The following is a 21,757-nucleotide window of genomic DNA, read 5'->3' as shown; positions in this document are numbered from 1 at the left end:
TTAGCTCTCTTCTTTATTATCTGAGTTACGTGGTGTTTCCAACATACGCGGAAAGGTGAAATTAAAATCATCTAGTGCATAACGAAATAATTGAGCAGGGCGTTTACCGACAATTTTTTGTTGCCCTGTTTCCTCAACTGCTCCCGCCTCCTGCATGCGTCGTCTAAATGATTTTTTTTCTAGGGTTTGGCCTAAAATAATTTCATAGATTGTTTGTAATTCGGTCAGGGTAAATAATTCAGGCATGAGACTAGCTGGGAGTGCGGTATAGCGGGTTTTATTGCACAAGCGATCAAATGCTAATTTTAGTAATTTCTGATGGTCAAAAGCTAATTCTAGTCGCAAGGCTTCTTCTATAGAAATCCATTTACTTATTTCAGTTGTTGAAGTCTTTTGAATTTCAAATTTACTAAAATCAATCAGTGCAAAATAAAGTGATGTGATCGACCAACCACGTGGATCACGATGCTGATTGCCGATGGTTTCAACTTGTTCAAGGTACGGAGAATGAATCCCTGTTTTTTCAAGTAGTTTACGATGTGCTGTTGCCATTAAATCTGGATCAGTTTTTAAATCAATAAAACCACCTGGAAGCGCCCATTTTCCTTTTTCGGGAAAGTTAGAGCGCTGAATCATTAAGACTTGTAATTGACCTTTTGCCACAGAAAAAATAGCCATATCAACCGTAAACAGTGGGGTGTCATAGTCTGTTTTTTGATAGTGGGCAAGGTATTCCTGTTCGGACGTATGGATAGTTTCCTTACTCATAGAAATATTAAGAAATCGGAATAAAGTAACATCATAGCGGAGTCTTATTGGGTTCTCATCATATTTTAGGATAAGCCACTATGTCTTACACTTCACTAAAGCTTTAATCTCTTAAGTTTGTTCAGGCTCGACCTGAGAAGCGTTTAAAGCTTCGTAAATGTTTTGGCAAAAGTAGGCCAAACCTGAGGTACGGTAAAGATTGATAATCTTTGCCGTACCGTAAAGCGAAAGCTTTGCCTAAGCGCTTAACTGTTCATTTCATTTATCTTGCACTAAGCCAATGCTTTAGTCGCTTTGGCTTGTTCAGGTTGTGGATGACTTTTCCGAGTATCTAAGCACTGGATGTGTTTTAATCATAGAAAGTTTTGCCTAGACCAATCTCTCCCGAATTTGGTCAAGAGAGCATTCTCTTAATAATTGACCATTTTCAAATACTGTTTGCAATGCCCCCTTATTTTCCTGTTCAAAGCTTTGTTGATCAAATAACTCAAAGCCATTATTAGTTTGTTCAACCCTTAATAAACCTTTGGCTGATTTTTTAACACCCGAATCTGTCACAGGGTCTTTAAACAGCTCACGACCTACGCCGTTGACTTGACCCCAAGTGGCTTTTACGGCAAAGCCAAAAGTGTCGCGAGTTAAATAGTTATAGGTATAGCTGCCAATACCAAAGACTAGATTATTCGAGGCAAAGCCTTTGGCTTCTAAGCCTTTTAGGATATTTTGGGCACGTTCTAGAGTAATCGAGTCACCATAGATTAAACCAACACGTTCATTCAGTACTTTATAGCCTTGGGCTGTTTCTGTACCGCCAAAAATTTCCCATAAACATTGCACTGCACCCTTATAAGCGGGACTATCTAGCTCTGCATCAGGATCGCCACAGATAATTTTCACAGGATCACCAGAGTCAGGGCGAAACACCACTTTGGCGAGTCCGAGGGCATTTGGTTGGCGATTTAGAATCTCTGATTTTAATTCCACGCTAAACTCAGTAATCACACGCCAAAAATCCCAAGTATCTGAAACAATACTGACCACGCCACTCGGATAGAGTTCACAGATCAGACGTCTAAAGGTCTCGATTTCACTCTCTTCACTGCCCATACACATCACACTGTGTTCTGTTGCAGGCACCGAAACACCGACGACACCAGTGGTGTTATAATATTCTTCAGCATAGTCAATCGAAGTGACTGAATCGGTACCGATAAAACTGGTCAAGTGCCCCACGCCTGATTGAGCTGCATCATAGATGCCACTCATCCCACGGCTACTAAAATCATGGCCTTGAACAGCAACAAAGTCTAAAGGTACACCTGTTTTTTCTGCATATTGAGTTAACAAGCGTTTGTATTCATAAGCAATTGTTGAAGTGGTGCAACTTTTCCATAATTCGGCACTGAGCACAGTTTCAATATAGTTGGTTAACCAAAAGAAATTCGGATCAGTATTAATAATGGTCAATACAGGCACTTTGATATTGACTCGGCTACCTTCTTCAAGTGCCTTAATCTTTAAAGGTAAATAGCCAAGATCGTGCAATGCTTCGATGTGTTCAACGGGAACAGCACCTTCACCTAGAGAATTGTCCATGCGACGTTTATAGGCTGCGACTACTTTGGCTTTAGGTTGATTAAAGAAGCCCTCGTTCCAACTTTCAATTAAAAAATGTTTGATAAAACCTTGTAAACCGAAGAACACAATCTTGTCGTCAAAATCAGGCAACATTTTGGCTAAACGTGATGAGCGAGGGGTAAAGTTAGCATAGACGTATTCAGTCCCCACTGGATACTGACGACGGTGATCGGCTTTGTAGAAATCAATTGCATTGAGTGGATTTATTTTCATAGTCATTTTATAGGCCTCTTACTTAAGAGCTTAATTTTGAAAATTGATGATATTGAGTTTGTTTGCTTCTGCTTGTGGCAGGCTATTGCTGGTAAACACCTGATCGACCAAGCCATCAAATACCGCCAGCCCCTTACTAAAAATGCCGTGTGTGACATACAAGATAATGTTTTGGCAGTTTAGGCTGCGTAGTTGTTTGGCAATACCAATAAATGTTGCACCACCGTCACAAATATCATCGGTGATAACGGCTGTTTTTCCTGTCAAATCAGGGCTATTCACCGCTATTGCTCTAATTTTTCCAGTGTTTGGATCACGTTGTTTTTCACAGTGAATGATGTCAATCGCCTGTTGGCGTTGCGAATTGATGCCGTTGGCAATCGCTTGGGTGCGTTGTATTGCACCTGCATCAGGACAGATCAACACGGTATTATCTGCGCTTAAGATCTGCATCAATGTTGAGCTTTGCTGGATAATCTCAATCGGTTCGATATTGATTACCTCTTGGAAGTTGGTATTTTTGCGTAACAGCTCTATGGTCTTTGGACTATGACAATCCCACACCACAATTTTCTGACGTTGTCCTGCAAATTTTTCGCTATTGCTATTCAATAACTTGGTCATTAAATCTAATGAGAAGGCCTGACCTTGTGCACAGATACGATCTTGACGTGCGTAAGGAAAATAAGGGATTTCCACCGAAAGGCGCGAGCCTTGTTCTAACAACACATTTTCCAGTAATAGATAGTCCATTACATCTGTACTGTGATTCAGTGAGGCTGTGATCTGAGCGTGTGCTTGTAATTGGTTCAATAACTCTGGTTGTAGTTGAATATGACGTTCGCCACCTGAAAACTGCAAAAACTCGATGGGAACATTCGCTTGAGCTGTCATAAGTTGGATCGTCATTTTTAATTTCTCTTTTATAGTGGCTTAAAGCCAGTAAATATATATTGGCATAATAACACTATTTAAGGCAAGTGTTAAATTTGATCTTTTTTAATAAAAATAGGGAGTAATTTAGAAAAAAAGATTCATCTATTTGAAGTTAAAAGAGAATGATTTTTAAACTGCATTATCGAGTGATTTATAAAGCTGACCTTATTTGATAGGAATATTGATCTTTAAGTCATATATTCTGACAATGCTGTATGTCAAAATTAAAAATGAAATAAGTGAGCTAAACTGTTTTAATGAAAAAATTAAAACAGTTAACACATGCAATAAAACAATAAGGAAAGCATCCTATGAAATCTCTAGTTTGTCTTAACGCTGAATTGAAGCTTGAAGATAGTCTTCAATTAGTTCCTGCTAAAGGACAGGTGTTACTTGAGGTGGTACGTTGTGGAATCTGTGGTTCTGATTTACACATGCAACATCACTGTGATCATATGCATGATTTGGCAGCACGTGTAGGTTTTAATGGGGTAGCAAAATCCTCAGATAAGCTGGTTTTCGGTCATGAGTTCTGCGGTAAAGTCTTAGATTATGGTCCAAAAACGCGCCGTAAATTAAAAGCCGACACACTAGTTTGTGCGATGCCGCTATTAAATGTTGATCCAAAAGGTTATGTCCCAACTGGTCTATCACCGAGTGCTTCAGGTGGTTATGCTGAGCAAATCTTGGTTCAATCAAGTTTAATGTTTGAAGTGCCAAATGGCTTAGATGCCGACAGCGCAGCGTTAACTGAACCGATGGCTGTTGCTTTACATGCAGTTCGTCGTAGTCGGATTAAGAAAAATGAACCAGCGATTGTAATTGGCTGTGGTCCTGTTGGTTTAGGCGTAATTATTATGCTCAAAGCCGCGGGAGTTAAAACGGTAGTTGCTAGTGATTTTTCACCAAATCGTCGTAGACTCGCTGAACTGTGCGGTGCAGATGTCTTGATTGATCCTAAACAACAATCTCCATTTAGTAGTTGGAAAGAGCTTGGTCTACTCGGCAATGTTTCTGAAGCAATCAATATGGGGATGGGTATTTTTGATAAAGTTCAGACTTTCTCTTTGCCATGGGTTAATGCTATGCGCGTCGGGGATAAGCTTGGCCTATTACCGAAACGTCCTGTGATTTTTGAATGCGTAGGTGTCTCTGGCATCATGCAGCAAATCTTGGAGGGTGCACCATTGTTCTCACGTATTGTGGGCGTAGGTGTCTGTATGCAAAGTGATAAGATCGAACCTGCATTGGCGATCAATAAAGAATTGGAAATCCAATATGTATTGGGTTATACACCACTTGAGTTTCGTGACACCCTGCATATGATTGCTGAAGGTAAAATTGATGTCTCACCGCTGATTACGGGTGTGGTTGGTCTGGAAGGTGTAGGGAATGCCTTTGATGCCTTACGTGATCCAGAGCAACATGCAAAAATTCTGATCGATCCAAAACGAGCAGGATCAGATATTGAGTTGATCAATGCCTAAATGGTATTGAATAAAAAAGCTGCATTGATTGCAGCTTTTTTTATTTTGCGGATTAAAAACTTTTTGTCAGTGAGACAGCCACCGTGGAATCAATTGGATTTGAGACTTTGGCATTAGGATTGCCATTGCTATATTGCTTGTAGTAATCATCTTTATCCCATGCTTTGCTGTAACTTAAACTTCCCAAAAGGTTGTACGAGAGTTGTTTATTAATGGCAAAGCTGACGTCTTGAAAGTTTGCATCAGAGAAGTTTTTGATTCGCTGATGACCATAGTGCGCATCTGCCGACCAACCTTGCCCTAAAGGTTGATGCCAACTGACATCAAGATAACCTGAACCACGAGAATGTTTATTAGTACCAATACCTAAAGTATCCGAGTTATTCCCGAAGTAATCTTGGGTGTAGGTAATGGAATATTTAACACTTAATGGTCCATAACTGATTTCTGGGATTATTTCACCGTAATCAAAGCGAGTATTTCCTGTTTCTGCTGTAGTTTTGGCGCCAGGATAATAGTAGTAAGCGACTTTAGTGCCTAGAGTTAGATCTCCAAAACTACGGCTGTAACCCGTATAAACATCCCACTCTACTGATGCATCACGAATAAAATGATCACTCACAGTCGATGCCCAAGTTCCAGCATAAAAACCATTATCATGGTTATAGTCTATTCCACCTTGAATTGCAGGTTTGCCCCAAGTTTGTTGAAAACCACGTGATACATATTGACTTGCGAGTGTTAGATTAGCGCTAAAAGGTGATGCTATTTCTGTGCTTGCTTCAGTGGCATGAGCAGTGTGCAAGAAGAAGCCCAAAGGGACTAGAAGTAAAATTCTTTTCATTTGAATTTTCCTAATGGTTGGCAGCACCTTAGTGTCATAAGGTGCTGAACATAACTGGACTAGGTTATGCAAATGGACGTAAAGGAGTCTGACGAACAGGGCTTGATCCTGCTTTGAAATAAGGTGCTTGCGAAGGTGGTAATTTTTGCCCACGAATTTGATCAGCAATTTTTTCTGCCATCATAATCGTGGTGGCATTTAAGTTGCCTGTGATAATGATTGGCATGATAGAGGCATCAATTACACGTAGCCCGCGTACGCCGTGAACACGACCTTGACCATCGACAACAGCCATTTCATCTTCACCCATTTTGCAACTGCATGATGGATGATAGGCTGTCTCGGCATGTTCTCGGACAAAAGAGTCTAGTTCAGCGTCGGTTTTTAACTGCATACTTGGGCTGATTTCTTCGCCACGATAAGGGTCAAGTGCGGGTTGATGCATGATTTCACGCGTGATACGAATCCCATCTCTGAATTCACGCCAATCTTGTTCGGTTGACATGTAATTAAACAAGATACTTGGATGCTCAAATGGATCTTTGGATTTGAGTTTGATCCGACCACGTGAAGGTGAACGCATTGAACCAACATGGGCTTGAAAGCCATGCTCATTCACGGCATTACTACCATTGTAGTTAATCGCAACGGGTAAGAAGTGATACTGAATATTTGGCCATTCAAATTCATCAGATGAACGAATAAAACCACCTGCTTCGAATTGGTTACTTGCACCGATACCTTTGCCAAGGAATAACCACTCTGCACCAATCGCAGGTTGGTTGTACCATTTCAATGCTGGGTAAAGTGAAACTGGTTTTTTACATTTGTATTGTAAATACATTTCCAAATGATCTTGCAGGTTTTCACCCACGCCAGGTAAGTCTTGTACCACCTCAATATCCATCGATTTGAGGAAAGTGCTTTGTCCAACACCTGAGCGCTGTAAAATTTGCGGTGATGCAATTGCACCTGCACATAACAAGACTTCACGTTTGGCATATGCTTGTTTCATGTTGGCTTGATCTAAACCAATAATGTATTCGACACCAATTGCTTGTTTATGACTAAATAAGATTTTATTGGTCATGGCGTGGGTGACAATCGTCAAATTGGGACGACCTTTTGCCATATCTAAATAACCGCGAGCAGTACTCGAACGACGACCTTGTGGTGTCACCGTTCGATCCATCGGACCGAAACCTTCTTGCTGATAACCGTTTAAATCATCTGTACGAGGATAACCTGCCTGTACACCTGCTTCGATCATGGCATGAAACAGTTCATTATTGCCTTGTTTTGGGGTGGTGACTGAAACAGGACCTTCACCGCCGTGATAATCGTTAGCACCAATGTCGCGTGTTTCTGATTTTCGGTAATATGGTAAACAATCCGCATAGCTCCAATCTTCAAGCCCTTGATGCGTTGACCATTGGTCTAAATCCATCGCGTTACCACGGATGTAGCACATACCATTAATGAGTGATGAGCCACCTAGACCTTTACCACGACCACACTCCATACGGCGATTGTTCATATGTGGTTCAGGGTCGGTCAAATATGCCCAATTGTAGCGACGGCCTTGTAGTGGAAACGCCAAAGCGGCTGGCATTTGCGTGCGGAAATCAAGCCGATAATCTGGACCGCCTGCTTCTAATAATAATACTGAGATATCTGCATCTTCAGTTAAACGTGCAGCGAGGACGTTACCTGCTGAGCCTGCACCAATAATAATATAATCGTATTCTTGCTTATTCATAATCTGCCTTTATTTGTTGCAAGATCAACTGAATACATGTGACTCAGTTGATCAAGATAAGATAAAGCGCAATGCTTTTAGAAAATGCTTTGGTAATCACCAAGCTCAACTTGAACGGATTTAATGCGTGTGTAGTGAGATAGGGTCGAGATCCCATTTTCACGACCTACACCAGATTGTTTATAACCACCGACTGGCATTTCAGCAGGGGATTCGCCCCAAGTATTGATCCAACAAATACCAGCTTCGATTTGGTGAATAATGCGATGTGCTTTGTTAATGTCTGGTGTCACCACACCTGCTGCTAGACCAAAAGTGGTGTTATTGGCACGACGAATGACTTCATCTTCAGTTTGGTAGCTCAAGATGCTCATGACTGGACCAAAGATTTCGTCCTGCACGATTCGCATATCATCGGTACAATCTGTAAATACTGTCGGTAATACATATGCACCCTCAGCCAATTCACCCGTTGCTCGATCACCACCGATCAGTAATTTGGCGCCTTGTTGTTTGCCTGCATTGATGTAGGAAAGAACTTTTTCCATATGCGGGAAACTGGTCAATGGACCAAAGTTGGTATCTGCATTCATTGGGTCGCCGATACGAATACGTTGCACACGTTCTAATACTGCATTTTCAAATTCTGTTTTTAATGATGCTGGAATAAAGACACGCGTACCATTGGTACAGACTTGACCAGAACTAAAGAAGTTCGCCATCACCGCAATATCTGCGGCTTTATTCATATCTGCATCTTCACAGATGATCAGTGGTGATTTACCGCCAAGTTCCATAGTCACTTCTTTTAAGCTCGAAGCAGCAGCACTTGCCATCACTTTTTTTCCAGTTTCAACACCGCCAGTAAACGAAATTTTTTCAATGACAGGATGTTCTGTCAGCCATTGACCGATATCACGACCAGCCCCTTGTACGACGTTGAATACACCATCAGGTACACCTGCTTCGGTATAAATTTCAGCAAGTTTAAATGCGCTAAGTGGGGTGATTTCACTTGGTTTGAAAATCATGGCATTGCCCGCAGCCAGCGCAGGAGCGGATTTCCATAAAGCAATTTGAATCGGATAGTTCCAAGCACCGATGCCTGCAACGACACCTAAAGGTTCACGGCGAGTATAGAAGAAACTACTTTCGCGTAATGGAACTTGTTCACCTTGGATGGCTGTCGATAAACCTGCGTAATATTCGAGCACATCAGCACCTGTCACAATATCGACAGTCGATGTTTCGCTATAAGCTTTACCTGTATCTAAGGTTTCAAGTTTTGCTAGTTCATCATTGCGTTCACGTAAAATATCTACAGCTCGACGTAAAATACGAGAACGCTCAACTGCTGTGATTGTCGCCCAAACTTTTTGACCTTGTTGAGCACTTTGAACAGCTTTTTCAATATCTTGTTGAGAGGCTTGTTGGATATGGGCAATTACGTTGCCATTGGCTGGATTGATACTGTCAAAACTTACACCACTTGTGGCATTGACATATTGACCGTGGATATACAATGGATGAGTTTGCACATCATTCATTTTGTCTCTCCTGAAATAAGGGTTTAGCCAGTTGAAGTTGCATGTCTAAATAGTCATAGGCAACTCGTCTTGCATTCTGCCGATCGAAATGATCATTCCCCACGAGTCCACCTCGTAGCCATAACCCATCGATCAGTGCTGCTAAGCCACTCGCAGCAATACTTGCACTTTCACTTGGCATCAGTTTTAAAAAGTGATGTTTTAAGTTCGAATACAAGCGTCGATCATTAATGCGTTGTAAACGTGCAAGCTCTGGGCTATGCATACTGGCTGACCAAAAATCTAACCAAACGCGCATAGCGGTTTTATTGACCTGACTACTATCAAAGTTTGAATCAATGATTGCCTTAATTTGGTTTTCAGGTTGTTGATCTGCTGTATTGGCTTTGTATTGCAGAGAGGTGAGATGCAATCTTTTGAGCATCTCTCGCATACAGTTGATCATTAACCCTTGCTTATCACCAAAATAATGGCTGACGATACCTGTTGAGACCTCCGCTTTTTTTGCAATTTGTGAAATGGTGGTTTGTGATAAACCCACTTCATAAATCACTTCAAATGCGGCATTAACGATCTCTTCACGGCGTTCGTGTTCAGGTTTAACTCTGCGTTTGGTCATGTGTAGTTGCCATAAATGCCTAAAATTATTAAGGCGTTAGATTAAAATCTGGATGCAGAAAATGATAACACAACATCATGATACTTTTAATTGATTGAACGTTCAATCAATTAAAAGTATAGTATTTGCAACAAGGATGCTTTACATAACTCTTAACCGTGTTATCGGAGATCCCTGTTAAAGTATCAAAAGTGTTGATTTATTGAATGGATTTTTAGTGGTTGGGTCTAAGCTCAATTACTCTTAAAAATGCTTCTTTGCATCCACACGGGTAATTACAAAAATGCAGCTTATGCAATGATTGGTGTTGTTTTTAATATCTTTTAAATGCTGTGTCTTCTCGTTGTTTTCGTCAATAAATCGTGGTCGAGTTATTGAGAAAAACAACTTTCAAAATTTAAATTTTCCTTGAGGATTGTATGGTGACAGATAATCCAAGAGCAGTTGATGATTCATCTATTCAAACAAAAGATCAGTTAAATCGCGTGGTCTTTTATGTTTCAGCGCTCATAATTTTAATATTTTCACTGACGACGATTTTATTTAATGATTTTTCGAATCATTTGCTCAATGTTGTACTGGCTTGGGTGAGTGATAAATTCAGTTGGTATTACTTACTTGCCGCAACGCTTTACCTCATCTTTGTGGTTTTTATCGCTTGTTCTCGTTATGGCGATATAAAGCTAGGTCCTAAACATTCCAAACCTGAGTTTAGCCTGCTGAGTTGGTCGGCGATGCTGTTCGCCGCAGGTATCGGCACAGATCTAATGTTTTTCTCGGTGGCTGAACCACTGTCACATTATATGAATCCACCAGTGGGTGAGGGGCAAACTTATGAAGCCGCTCGTCAAGGGATGGTATGGACTTTATTTCATTATGGTCTAACAGGCTGGGGCATGTATGCCTTAGTCGGGATGGCTTTGGGATATTTTAGTTATCGCTATAACTTACCTCTGACCATTCGTTCGGCGCTTTATCCGATTTTTGGTAAAAAAATTGATGGTCCGATTGGTCATACCGTAGATACCGCCGCCGTGATTGGGACGATTTTCGGTATCGCAACGACTTGTGGTATTGCAGTTGTTCAAATCAATTATGGTTTGCATGTTTTATTTGATTGGCCTGAAGGTTTATGGGTTCAATCTGGACTGATTTTGGTTGCTGTGATTGTGACGATTATTTCGGTAACAGCAGGTGTCAATAAAGGCATTAAAGTACTTTCTGAAATCAATATTTACGCCGCTATTGGTTTAATGCTATTTGTGCTGTTTTTAGGAAATACAGAGTTCTTATTAAATGCCTTGGTACAAAACTTTGGTGACTATATCAGCCGCTTTCCAAGCTTAGCTTTAGACAGTTTTGCATTTGAACAACCGAAAGAGTGGATGAATAGTTGGACATTATTCTTTTGGGCATGGTGGGTGGCTTGGTCTCCATTTGTAGGTCTGTTTTTGGCACGTATTTCACGTGGTCGTACCATTCGTGAGTTTGTCTGTGGAACTTTGATTATTCCTCTACTATTCACGATCACATGGTTATCAATCTTTGGTAACAGTGCTTTGTACAATGTTATTTTTGATGGTAATACAGCTTTAGCCCAAACTGTTTTGACAGATCCTGCACATGGGTTTTATGACTTATTGGCACAGTATCCGTGGTTTGGATTTGTTGCTGGTGTAGCAACCATTACAGGGCTTCTGTTCTATGTGACCTCTGCCGACTCGGGTGCTTTGGTGTTGGGTAACTTCACCACGAAGTTTTCTAATGTCGATAATGATGCACCACGTTGGTTACGTGTGTTTTGGGCGATTGCGATTGGTTTATTGACCATCGCGATGTTGATGGCAAATGGTATTACTGCTTTACAAAGTGCAACCGTAATCATGGGATTACCGTTTAGCTTTGTTATGCTGCTTGTGATGGCTGGACTCTATAAATCTCTCCGTTTAGAAGATTATCGTAAAGCTAGTCGTAGCTTAAATGCTGCACCTGTAGTTGGTAATGTCGATATTCTAAATTGGAAACAACGCCTTTCACGTGTCATGCATCATCCTGGTAGCCATGAAACATTGCGTATGCTCGACAATGTATGTAGACCTGCAGTGCAAACGGTTGCTGATGAACTGATTAAACGAGGGATGAACGTTGAGGTTAATCAAGGCGAATCTGAATACCACGATAAGTTGTATCACCTAGACTTAACGATTTTCATTGAAGATGAGCATAATTTTGTCTATCAAATTTGGCCTGTACGTTATATCGCTCCGACATTTAGTGAACGAGGCAAACGTGGTAAGCAATATTACTATCGTTTGGAAACATTCTTGTATGAAGGTTCTCAAGACAATGATTTGGTCGGATATACCAAAGAACAGGTCATTAATGACATTTTAGATAAGTATGAGCGTCATATGACTTTCTTACATATCAACCGAATTAGTCCAGGAAATCGTCCTCTTTATCCTGACTCACAAGACTAATTACAAGACCTCACATTTCTGTGGGGTTTTTTTAAATCGTGAAGATTTTACAAAGTATAATTTGCTTCATAATCTAGCTTATTTTTTCTTATTAAGCGTTAGATGATCTTGTAGTTCGAATGATCATAATCGAACAGCCAACAGAGAAGAATCAATGTTTTATAAACTGATAACTCGCAAATATGAGACTAGAAGGAACTTCAAATGAAAAAAATAATGATCTTTTGTGCTCTCATGGTTGTGATCTTTGTATCTGTATTATTTGTCAGTCCTAAGCCGACAATTTGGTTATTGCAGCACAGTTTATTTAGCATTCCAAAAGATTCACGACCTGCTCAGTACCAAGAGCCGAACGTGATTGTATCGACAAACTTAACCTATCCATCAAAGTTTCAAAGAAATACATTTGACTTCTACAAGACTAAAGTGCCTTTAGCTCATCAGCCCGTAGTAATTTGAGTGCATGGTGGCGGATTTGTCGGTGGAGATAAGCTTGAAGTGAAAGCTTATGCAACTGAATTAGCTTCACAAGGTTACTCTGTCTTTGTGCTTAATTATGAACTTGTGCCGACCGCAAAATATCCTGAACCTGTCATCCAAGTTTCTGAAGCCATCCGTTATATAAAAACGAACTTTGCTAAACAACATAATTTAAATATGGCGAATATATTTATTGCAGGGGACTCCGCTGGAGCACAGATCGCTTTGCAATTTTTACTCATTCAATCCAACCCTCAATATGCAGACTTGCTCAATATTCAGAAGACCTTAAATCTATCCGACATCCGAGGTGGTTTATTGTATTGTGGTCCTTATGATTTGAAAAATATGGTTCTACAGGCAAACTCTGCGATTACCCGATTTGCATTTGGACGTATTGGTTGGGCATATTTAGAGGACAAAGACTGGCTTACTCGTACTGAGGATAAAGGATTAGTGGTGTCTGAATATCTAAACGCAGCACTTCCACCAATTTATTTAACAGATGGCAATACCGCTTCATTTGAACAACAAGCTCGCCAACTAGAAAAACAATTGCAGAAAGTTGGTGTAGCAACCAAATCACGATATTTTGATCAGAAAACTGATCCTACAGCTCATGAATATCAATTTCTGTTGGACACCAAACCGGCCCAACTCACTCTGAAGGATACACTTCAGTTTATGGATACATATAGACAAAAATGATTTGATCAAAACCACAACAAACATAAATGTTATGGTCTATAGCGCACCATATTTTTGCCATGTTTCACCTGTTTCATAGGGAGCATAATGGCTTTTTAATTCTTGCAAAGACTGCGTTTGATACAGTGCAAATAAAATCATAATGAAGAATAGGCAGAAGAGTTTCATAAATCTTTTGTATTTATAATGCCCTGAATATAAATAAAAAATACAATAAAAAGCTAAGATTAAATAAGTGCAGAACAGGGAGTGGAAAACTAAATTGCCCAGTAATACCAGTGTCAGTACAAGAGCAATTCTATTTTTTAAAGAACTTGGACGGAAACTTAATGCGGTGAGTACTAATAAACCTAGTGCTGTCCAAAACAGATAACTATTGCCGCCAATAATCACAATATAGGTTGCTTGTAACCATAACAAAGTCAGCCATATAAAAATGGAAGAAATAATAAATTTAGACGACTCAGAAGAAGCGGGCAAAGAATGTTTCATATCACATAAACGATTTGAAAGCGTAGTCAAGCAAAGCTAAAAGTGAAACCGCATGAGGTCTTTGGTCTTAAATTTTGCTAAAACAACACAAGCTAAAGAAAGTGAGCCACCAATCAGAACTGCTGGCACAACCGTGAGGAAACGTGTCATTAGCGTTGAGTGCAAAGCACCAAGCTCATTACTTGATGTCACAAAGATGCCATTAATCGCTGCGATACGACCAAGCATGTCTCGTGGGGGAATGAGTTGCAGTAAAGTTTGGCGGATAATAATGTTAACACTATCACACGAACCTATAATAATGAGAAACACGACAGATAAAAAGTAATATCTAGTAACAGCAAATAACAAAGTACATAATGAAAAACCAGTAAGGCTAAGCAACATGATTTTCCATGGCTGATATTTTGGAGGATATCGAACCAAAATCAGCATAGTCAATAAAGCACCGAAGGCTGGTGCCGAGCGTAATATTCCAAAACCTGTTGCTCCGACATGCAAAATATCACTGGCAAAAATAGGCAATAGGGCAATTACTCCTCCAAAAAATACTGAACTTAAATCAAGAAACATTGCCCAAAAAATAATTTTAGTTTTACGAATATAGAGAAAAGCTTCTTTGATACTGAGTAAGGCAGACTCGGATTGCATCTCAGGAAAAGTTCTACTTGTTAGAGCCCATAAAGCTAAGCTACCTATGAGGAATAAGCTTGTAATAACGCTAAACACTACGGATAAGCGCAAATGTGCAAGCAATAATCCTCCAATGACTGGTGCTAGAATGCCACATACTTGCCAGCACATGCTGGTCCAAGTGGCTGCACGGGCATATAAATGTTCTGGGACAATAAAAGGGCGCAGTGAATTAAAACAAGGGCTGTAAATTCCTCGAATACATCCAAATAAGAATAAAATCCCGAAGGTAGAAATCAGTAGAATGTTGGCATTGATATGATCATGCTCAAATAGATCAAAACAAATCCAAAGTGCGATTGATAATGGAATTGCTAGACTAAAACTAAGCTGTAAAATCCGCTGACGATTGAAACGATCTGCAATATAACCACCCCACAAGGACAATACCAAAAATGGAATAAAATCCATCAGACCTACCAAACCAAGCATCAATGGATTCTTGGTAATTTGATACAGTTGAAAGGCGATAACGATTTCTTGTATCAACACAGCAAATGTCAAACAAGCTTGATTTATCGTTAAAAATGAAAAATCACGACAACGAAATACCGCAAAGGCAGAATGAGAACAATCAGTGGACATAATTCAAAAATGAGAAAATAAAAAAGGGAAGAGTCGAAACTCATCCCTTTCTGTTTCAGTTTAAGCATGCTTAATGTGCAGCAGCTTCGACTTTTGCAACTTGTTTTGTAGGTACCAAGTTTTTAGGCGTTGTATAGTTCAAATCGGCTTTGTTGCACAAACCTATCTGTAAAGGCTTTTTCAGCGATATAATTTTCAAATGAAGAAGCCTACACACAAAATCTACCGCACAACCAATTGGCCCGCATATAACCGAGCACTTATGAGTCGCGGAAATATTGCCATTTGGTTTGATCCTGCTACGCAATGGTATGCTCCATCAAAAGGCAAACAAGGGCGAAATCAAACCTACTCCGACGCAGCCATCCAATGCTGCTTAATGATTAAATCCTTATTCCGTCTGTCTTTACGTATGGTTACTGGCTTTGTGCAAAGTCTGATTAAACTTTGCGGATTAAATTGGATAGCTCCAGATTACACCACGCTTTGTAGAAGACAAAAGCATATTGATATTGTAATCAGCTACCAAAAAAGTCGTGATGGGCTGCATCTACTCATGGACTCTACAGGCATGAAGTTTCTAGGTGAGGGCGAATGGAAGCGCAAGAAACATGGACCTGAATATCGTCGCCAATGGCGTAAACTTCATATTGGTATAGATGCTAAAACCCTACAAATACGAGCAGTTCAGCTTACAACCAATAATGTCAGTGATTCACAGGTGCTTGGTGATTTACTTAATCAGATTCCACAAGATGAGCAGATTGACTCTGTTTATACCGATGGAGCTTATGACACCAAGCAATGCCGTCAGGTCATTGCAGATCGGCAAGGGCATGCGGTGATTCCACTTAGAAAAAATGCGAAACCATGGAAAGATACAAAGAGTAGCTCGCTAGAGCGAAATGAATTACTTCGAACAGTTAAGCGTTTAGGCAGGACACTATGGAAAAAATGGTCAGGCTATCATCGGCGAAGTTTGGTTGAAACTAAGATGCATTGCATCAAATTATTAGGAGATAAACTCAGTGCAAGGAGTTTTGATAGCCAAGTGAATGAGATCCATGCACGTGTAGCAGTTCTTAACAGATTTACGGAATTAGGTCGACCACTTACCCAAGTTACGCCTTAAATTTGGCTCAATTAGGGGCGCTTTGCATTTCAAATCTTTGTGCAACAAAGCCTCTTTTATGTAGTTTTTAAAACAATAATTAATTTCTGGTAGTTGTTTGCTTAGCTCTCTAGTTATTTGTATTTCAAAATGTTTTTCAGCTTTTTCTTGGTCGAGTAATCTTAATTTTTCTGTTAATGTTGTTTTTGCTTTTTCTTTGCAATGACTAATTCTAAAATCACTCAACTTATCGGTTTCTGAATAATATTGATTCCCTAATTCGTCGTAGACTTTTTTTAAATAGCCAAATTTTACTAATTGTTTAATGAAAGAGTAGATTTGCCATTTTGATGAGTCAGGAGCACCTTCGAAGTATGCCCAAAGATCTTTTGGTTTGAACCATATCAAGAAAATATCATTTTCAAGCAACAGAAGAAACTGTTCTTTAAGAGGGTGCTTGATTTCGTTCATCTAAATCACATAGTGGAAAAAAAGAGGATTATAGTCCTTTTTCATCTGGAGTTTTATATTCAAAGCAAAGTATGTGGTTATGGGTGTATAAATTTTGAGTAATTACTTGCTTATGACCTTAGCATTAGAAGTTTGCATAGAAATTCTGGCTCAGAATTATTTTTAGTATCAAAAATTTAATAACAATGAGGATTATAAGCCGTGGATACTTAGTCCTCAAAAATGAATAGTTCTATTCTTTATAGGAATAGAACTTATGAACGATTTAGCACAGAAAATTGGACATGCTATTCGGAATTGTCGAATTGAGCAGAAAATTACTCAAGAAAAATTAGCATTACTTTGCAATATCGATCGTAGTTATGTGGGACGTATTGAGCGAGGAGAAGTAAATATCACGGTACTAAAGCTCTATGAGATTGCACAAATACTTAAAGTTGCACCACATGATTTGCTGCCTAAAGACTAATGAGGCTTCTAGCTTTACTATTATTTTTATAATTATCTATCTTGAATATGAATAGTATGCGTTCAAAGATAGACTACTATTAGGTAATAAAATCATTACCACGTTTTTTAATTTTGTAAGTCCCTCGGCCAGCAAACCTTTTCGCAAGATCTGGATTGCGTCCGGATAACTTTTTGACCAATACAGGTTCGCTATTGGGAGCTTTACTCCATACGATATCATTCTTTACATAGAGTACTGTTCTAGTACGTGTAACTTCAATAAAGCGGTTCTGAAGCACAAGAGCGGCAGCTTTAGCTATTTCACGTTCGTTCTCTGGGTTTTCAATTGTCATATCTAAAACCTTAAATCGATTAAATTGGGTTAATAGTGTTATTCATATCCTTTGGGAAGGTTACCGTCACCCATTTAATTATAAAAATAATTAAATAAATATTCCTAGACTGTCATCTTATCAACAACATACCTGCCATGCCTATGAATAGCTTACTGTTGATGCGCAAATTGGCATGTTTTTTATGAAATTTTTTTCAAATTTCCTAATAAATTGAAAAATAAAAAAAGATCCAACATGTTTTTACTGTAATGAATTACTTCTTTGAGTTCTTTCATGAGGTAATCCCCCCTAAAAATAATAGGATCTAAAAGTAGAATTTTCTCTTAAGATACGAGCAGGAGATTCTGCATGAAAACATCTAAATTTACTGACAGTCAGATCATGTCCATCTTGAAACAGGCAGAATCTGGCACACCTGTAGCGACCCTTTGCCGTGAACATGGCATGAGTAATGCTACCTTTTATAAATGGCGTGCCAAATATGGTGGTATGGATACATCATTAATGGCTCGACTGAAAGAGCTAGAAGCCGAAAATACCAGACTTAAAAAGATGTATGCGGAAGAGCGATTAAAGGCCGAAATCATCCAGGAAGCGATGGCAAAAAAGTGGTAAAGCCATCTTGCCGGCGTAAGATGGCACAACAGGCAGTTGCCCAGCATGCCATTAGTATTCGTTTGGCTTGTAAAGCATTTGGCATTAGTGAAACCTACTACCGCTATCAAGCCAATCTCAGCGATGACAATGCACTCATTGCTGAACAGCTCATTGAACTCACTGAGGAAAATTCCGATTGGGGCTTTGGTTTGTGCTTCTCGTATTTACGGCATGTTGGGAGTTGCTGCTGGAATCACAAGCGGGTTTACCGCATTTACTGTGAGTTGGCACTGAATCTGCGTATTAAACCGAGAAGAAGACTAAAACGGCATGCGCCTGAACCATTGAAAGAACCAATCCGAGAAAATCAGGTTTGGTCATTAGATTTTATGCATGATCAGCTTTCCGATGGTCGCAAGTTTCGATTATTGAATGTGATTGATGATTACCGCCGCGAAGGCCTAGCCATTGAAGCAGGGTTCTCATTGCCCACAATCAGGGTTATTCGTACGTTGAATCAATTGCTGGAGTGGAGAGAAAAACCGTTAGTGATCCGATGCGATAATGGTCCCGAATTTATCAGTCACGAATTTGTGCGCTGGGCTACTGAGCACGGTATTCGTATTGAATATATTCAACCGGGTAAGCCACAGCAGAATGCGTATATTGAACGCTATAATCGGACCATACGTTATAGTTGGCTGAGCAAGCATTTATTTGATACTTTGGATGAAGTACAAGATTATGCAACAAACTGGTTGTGGCATTACAACCATGAAAGACCACATCAAGCTAACAAAGGAAAGCCACCTCTAATGGCTGCTTAACCTCTACTTTTAACTTCGGTTATTTATGGGAGGATTACCATGAGATAGAATGTATTTAATAATATCTCCAATTTTTGGTGTACACTCCAATGTATTATTAGGCCGTCGGCTATCTAATTGTGTATTGTTTCAATTCATTTTTGTTACTCACAAAACTTCATTACATAGCTGTTCTAAGGATAAATCATTTTCATATACTGAAATTATTAACCTATTGATTAACTATCAATAGTTTCCAAAATTCATTATTCTAATTATAAGAATCAAATACATGGTTTTAGAATGGATAAGAAGAAACTATCTGAACGAGATATATGTAGTAAATTTATCAATCCTGCCTTAGAACAAGCTGGATGGACTGCGCACCAAATTCGTGAAGAAGTAACTTTTACCAATGGTCAAATCATGGTACGTGGGAAGCTACACACTCGTGGTGAGCGAAAACGTGCCGATTATGTTCTTTACTATAAGAAGAATATTCCTTTAGCAGTTATTGAAGCCAAAGATAATAATCATAGTCTGGGGTCTGGTATGCAGCAGGCTTTAGCTTATGCTGATTGTTTACAAGTACCTTTTGTTTTTTCAAGTAATGGTGATGGCTTCTTATTCCATGACCAAACGGGATTATTTGGAAAAGTTGAACAAGAACTAGAATTAGATGAATTTCCCTCCCCTGAGCGATTATGGAAGCTGTATGAGCAATATAATGGTTTGACTACCCCTGAATCTAAACAAATTGTTGAATACCCATATTATGACGATGGATCAGGACGTATGCCTCGTTATTACCAAGTTAATGCAATTAATAAAACAATTGAAGCAATCGCGCGTGGGCAAAATCGCATTTTGCTTGTTATGGCAACAGGTACAGGAAAAACCTATACAGCTTTTCAAATTATCTGGCGTCTATGGAAAGCTGGTGCGAAAAAACGGATTTTATTTTTAGCTGATAGAAATATTTTAGTAGACCAAACCAAAAACAAAGATTTCAAACCTTTTGGTCAGCACATGACTAAAATTTCTAAGCGTATGATTGATAAAAGTTATGAAATTTATCTCTCTCTTTATCAGGCGGTAACAGGTTCGGAAGAAGAAAAAAATATTTATAAGCAGTTTAGTCCTGAGTTTTTCGACTTAATTGTGATTGATGAATGTCATCGAGGAAGTGCAAAAGAAGATTCATCATGGCGTGAAATTTTAGAATACTTTAGTTCAGCTACTCATGTTGGTTTAACAGCGACCCCAAAAGAAACCAAAGATACTTCAAACATTACATATTTTGGTGATCCAGTTTATACCTATACGTTGAAACAAGGGATTCAAGATGGTTTCCTTGCACCTTATAAAGTTGTGCGTATCGATCTAGATAAAGACCTACAAGGATGGCGACCAGAGAAAGGCAAAAAGGATCAGCATGGCAATGAAATTACTGATCGCATCTATAATCTTAAAGATATGGATAAAGGGCTTGTTTTAAAGAGTCGTACAGAAATTGTTGCTCAAAAAATTACAGAGTTTTTAGTTAATACAGATCCTTATGCCAAAACAATTGTGTTTTGTGATGATATTGATCATGCAGAACGGATGCGTCAAGCATTGGTTAATTTGAATCCTGAGCGAGTTAAAGAAAACCGTAAATTTGTCATGCGTATTACAGGCGATGATAAAGAGGGTAAGGCTGAACTAGATAACTTTATTAATCCCGAAGAACGTTATCCCGTTATAGCAACAACCTCCAAATTGATGACCACAGGGGTGGATTCAGAGACTTGTAAATTGATTGTGCTTGATCAGCATATTAAGTCTATGACTGAATTTAAACAAATGATTGGTCGTGGTACGCGTATCAATGAAGAGTTCGGAAAAACGTGGTTTACGATTATGGATTTCAAAAAAGCTACAGAGCTTTTTAGTGATCCAGCTTTTGATGGTGAGCCTGTTGTCATTTATGAACCTAAATCAGATGAACCTGTAGTACCACCTGATGAGCCAGATATTGGAGATGAAGGTGATGATACAGATTATCCTGATGATGATTCAACAATAGGGGGTACTTCTGATGGTGAGGATACAGGTGACGGTGGTGGTGAACCACCAAGAAAATTCTATGTAAATGATGTTGCCGTTAATGTGATTGGAGAGCGGGTTCAGTTTTATGATAACGATGGAAAATTAGTTACTGAATCACTGAAAGACTATACACGCCAGCATATTTTAAAAGACTATGAATCTTTAGATGCATTTTTAAGAAAATGGAAAGGTACTGCTAAAAAGTCTTTAATTATTGATGAGTTTAAGAAACAAGGCGTAATTTTTGAAGCATTAGAGGATGAGGTTGGGAAAGATTTTGATCCTTTCGATATGATTTGTCATATTGCTTTCGATCAGCCTGCTTTGACTAAAAAAGAACGTGCTAATAATGTACGTAAACGCAACTATTTCACCAAATATAATGATCAGGCTCGTCAGGTATTAGATGCCTTACTAGATAAATACGCAGATCAGGGGATTGAGCCAATTGAAGATGTAAAGATTTTACAAATTCCGCCTTTTAACCAAATGGGATCAATCATTGAAATTATTCAGTCATTTGGGTCGGTTGAAGCATATACAAATGCTTTAAAAGAGCTAGGAGATCATTTATATGAGGATGCATCTTAATCACTGGATTGATACAATTGCCGCCAAATTTTTAA

Annotated in this window: 19 protein-coding genes; 8 read left to right on the top strand and 11 right to left on the bottom strand. The window is 39.2% G+C overall.

Annotation, left to right across the window (positions count from 1 at the left end; genetic code table 11):
* The 3 genes from ntrR to prs all read right to left on the bottom strand — a co-directional run bounded on the left by ntrR (window position 1) and on the right by prs (window position 3,528).
* Window positions 1-768, bottom strand: coding sequence for an ADPR responsive transcriptional repressor NtrR (ntrR, locus tag F948_RS04400; protein ID WP_004960387.1), 768 nt, complete (start codon window positions 766-768; stop codon window positions 1-3).
* 369 nt (window positions 769-1,137) lie between these two features.
* Window positions 1,138-2,625, bottom strand: coding sequence for a nicotinate phosphoribosyltransferase (locus F948_RS04395; protein WP_004960384.1), 1,488 nt, complete (start codon window positions 2,623-2,625; stop codon window positions 1,138-1,140).
* A gap of 24 nt (window positions 2,626-2,649) precedes the next feature.
* Window positions 2,650-3,528 carry a ribose-phosphate diphosphokinase gene (gene prs, locus F948_RS04390; protein ID WP_004960382.1) on the bottom strand — a complete coding sequence of 293 codons (879 nt, stop codon included), beginning with the start codon at window positions 3,526-3,528 and terminating at the stop codon, window positions 2,650-2,652.
* 338 nt (window positions 3,529-3,866) lie between these two features.
* Between prs and F948_RS04385 the strand changes: the two genes are divergently transcribed.
* A complete protein-coding gene (locus tag F948_RS04385; protein ID WP_004960380.1) occupies window positions 3,867-5,042 on the top strand; it encodes a zinc-binding dehydrogenase in 1,176 nt (391 codons plus the stop codon).
* Between the two features lie 52 nt (window positions 5,043-5,094).
* Here F948_RS04385 and F948_RS04380 read toward each other — a convergent pair whose 3' ends face one another.
* From F948_RS04380 to betI, 4 genes are all read right to left on the bottom strand, one after another.
* A complete protein-coding gene (locus F948_RS04380; RefSeq protein WP_004960378.1) occupies window positions 5,095-5,886 on the bottom strand; it encodes a TorF family putative porin in 792 nt (263 codons plus the stop codon).
* A 64-nt stretch (window positions 5,887-5,950) separates the two neighbouring features.
* Window positions 5,951-7,645 carry a choline dehydrogenase gene (betA, locus tag F948_RS04375; RefSeq protein ID WP_004960376.1) on the bottom strand — a complete coding sequence of 565 codons (1,695 nt, stop codon included), beginning with the start codon at window positions 7,643-7,645 and terminating at the stop codon, window positions 5,951-5,953.
* A gap of 77 nt (window positions 7,646-7,722) precedes the next feature.
* Entirely contained in the window at window positions 7,723-9,192 is a 1,470-nt protein-coding gene (betB, locus tag F948_RS04370; protein ID WP_004960375.1) for a betaine-aldehyde dehydrogenase, read from the bottom strand.
* Window positions 9,185-9,811: a transcriptional regulator BetI gene (betI, locus tag F948_RS04365; RefSeq protein WP_004960369.1), complete on the bottom strand. Its 627-nt coding sequence runs from the start codon at window positions 9,809-9,811 to the stop codon at window positions 9,185-9,187. The genes betB and betI overlap by 8 nt, the downstream gene beginning before the upstream one ends.
* A 419-nt stretch (window positions 9,812-10,230) precedes the next feature.
* Between betI and F948_RS04360 the strand changes: the two genes are divergently transcribed.
* From F948_RS04360 to F948_RS04350, 3 genes are all read left to right on the top strand, one after another.
* Window positions 10,231-12,291, top strand: coding sequence for a choline transporter (locus F948_RS04360; RefSeq protein ID WP_004960366.1), 2,061 nt, complete (start codon window positions 10,231-10,233; stop codon window positions 12,289-12,291).
* Window positions 12,292-12,495: 204 nt separating this feature from the next.
* A complete protein-coding gene (locus tag F948_RS04355; RefSeq protein WP_004960363.1) occupies window positions 12,496-12,750 on the top strand; it encodes a hypothetical protein in 255 nt (84 codons plus the stop codon).
* Window positions 12,751-13,479: an alpha/beta hydrolase gene (locus tag F948_RS04350; RefSeq protein WP_004960362.1), complete on the top strand. Its 729-nt coding sequence runs from the start codon at window positions 12,751-12,753 to the stop codon at window positions 13,477-13,479.
* Window positions 13,480-13,515: 36 nt separating this feature from the next.
* On the opposite strand, the gene F948_RS04345 is transcribed toward F948_RS04350, so the two are convergent.
* Both F948_RS04345 and F948_RS04340 read right to left on the bottom strand, forming a co-directional pair.
* Window positions 13,516-13,971: a hypothetical protein gene (locus F948_RS04345; protein WP_004952409.1), complete on the bottom strand. Its 456-nt coding sequence runs from the start codon at window positions 13,969-13,971 to the stop codon at window positions 13,516-13,518.
* Between the two features lie 36 nt (window positions 13,972-14,007).
* Window positions 14,008-15,249: an MFS transporter gene (locus F948_RS04340; RefSeq protein ID WP_004960359.1), complete on the bottom strand. Its 1,242-nt coding sequence runs from the start codon at window positions 15,247-15,249 to the stop codon at window positions 14,008-14,010.
* Between the two features lie 199 nt (window positions 15,250-15,448).
* Here F948_RS04340 and F948_RS04335 point away from each other — a divergent pair, with 199 nt between their 5' ends.
* Window positions 15,449-16,381, top strand: coding sequence for an IS5 family transposase (locus tag F948_RS04335; RefSeq protein ID WP_041525416.1), 933 nt, complete (start codon window positions 15,449-15,451; stop codon window positions 16,379-16,381).
* On the opposite strand, the gene F948_RS04330 is transcribed toward F948_RS04335, so the two are convergent.
* Entirely contained in the window at window positions 16,349-16,831 is a 483-nt protein-coding gene (locus tag F948_RS04330; protein ID WP_004960355.1) for a hypothetical protein, read from the bottom strand. The genes F948_RS04335 and F948_RS04330 overlap by 33 nt on opposite strands.
* Window positions 16,832-17,087: 256 nt before the next feature.
* On the opposite strand from F948_RS04330, the gene F948_RS04325 reads away from it, so the two are divergent.
* Entirely contained in the window at window positions 17,088-17,300 is a 213-nt protein-coding gene (locus F948_RS04325; RefSeq protein ID WP_004281769.1) for a helix-turn-helix domain-containing protein, read from the top strand.
* Between the two features lie 79 nt (window positions 17,301-17,379).
* On the opposite strand, the gene F948_RS04320 is transcribed toward F948_RS04325, so the two are convergent.
* On the bottom strand, window positions 17,380-17,634 hold the full coding sequence (locus F948_RS04320; protein ID WP_004814619.1) for a hypothetical protein: 255 nt from the start codon (window positions 17,632-17,634) through the stop codon (window positions 17,380-17,382).
* Window positions 17,635-17,985: 351 nt separating this feature from the next.
* On the opposite strand from F948_RS04320, the gene F948_RS04310 reads away from it, so the two are divergent.
* Together F948_RS04310 and hsdR are read left to right on the top strand one after the other, a co-directional pair.
* Window positions 17,986-19,061 (top strand): IS3 family transposase gene (locus F948_RS04310; protein ID WP_115636315.1). Its coding sequence is split into 2 segments (ribosomal slippage): window positions 17,986-18,238 and window positions 18,238-19,061, totalling 1,077 coding nucleotides; the frame shifts between segments, so codons are not numbered across the junction.
* A gap of 282 nt (window positions 19,062-19,343) precedes the next feature.
* A complete protein-coding gene (gene hsdR / locus F948_RS04305; protein ID WP_004960345.1) occupies window positions 19,344-21,722 on the top strand; it encodes an EcoAI/FtnUII family type I restriction enzme subunit R in 2,379 nt (792 codons plus the stop codon).
* Window positions 21,723-21,757 lie beyond the last annotated feature (35 nt).

It is taken from the genome of Acinetobacter junii CIP 64.5 (assembly GCF_000368765.1).
GTDB classification, from domain to species: Bacteria; Pseudomonadota; Gammaproteobacteria; order Pseudomonadales; family Moraxellaceae; genus Acinetobacter; species Acinetobacter junii.
This window is presented reverse-complemented; position numbering and strand designations above follow the sequence as displayed.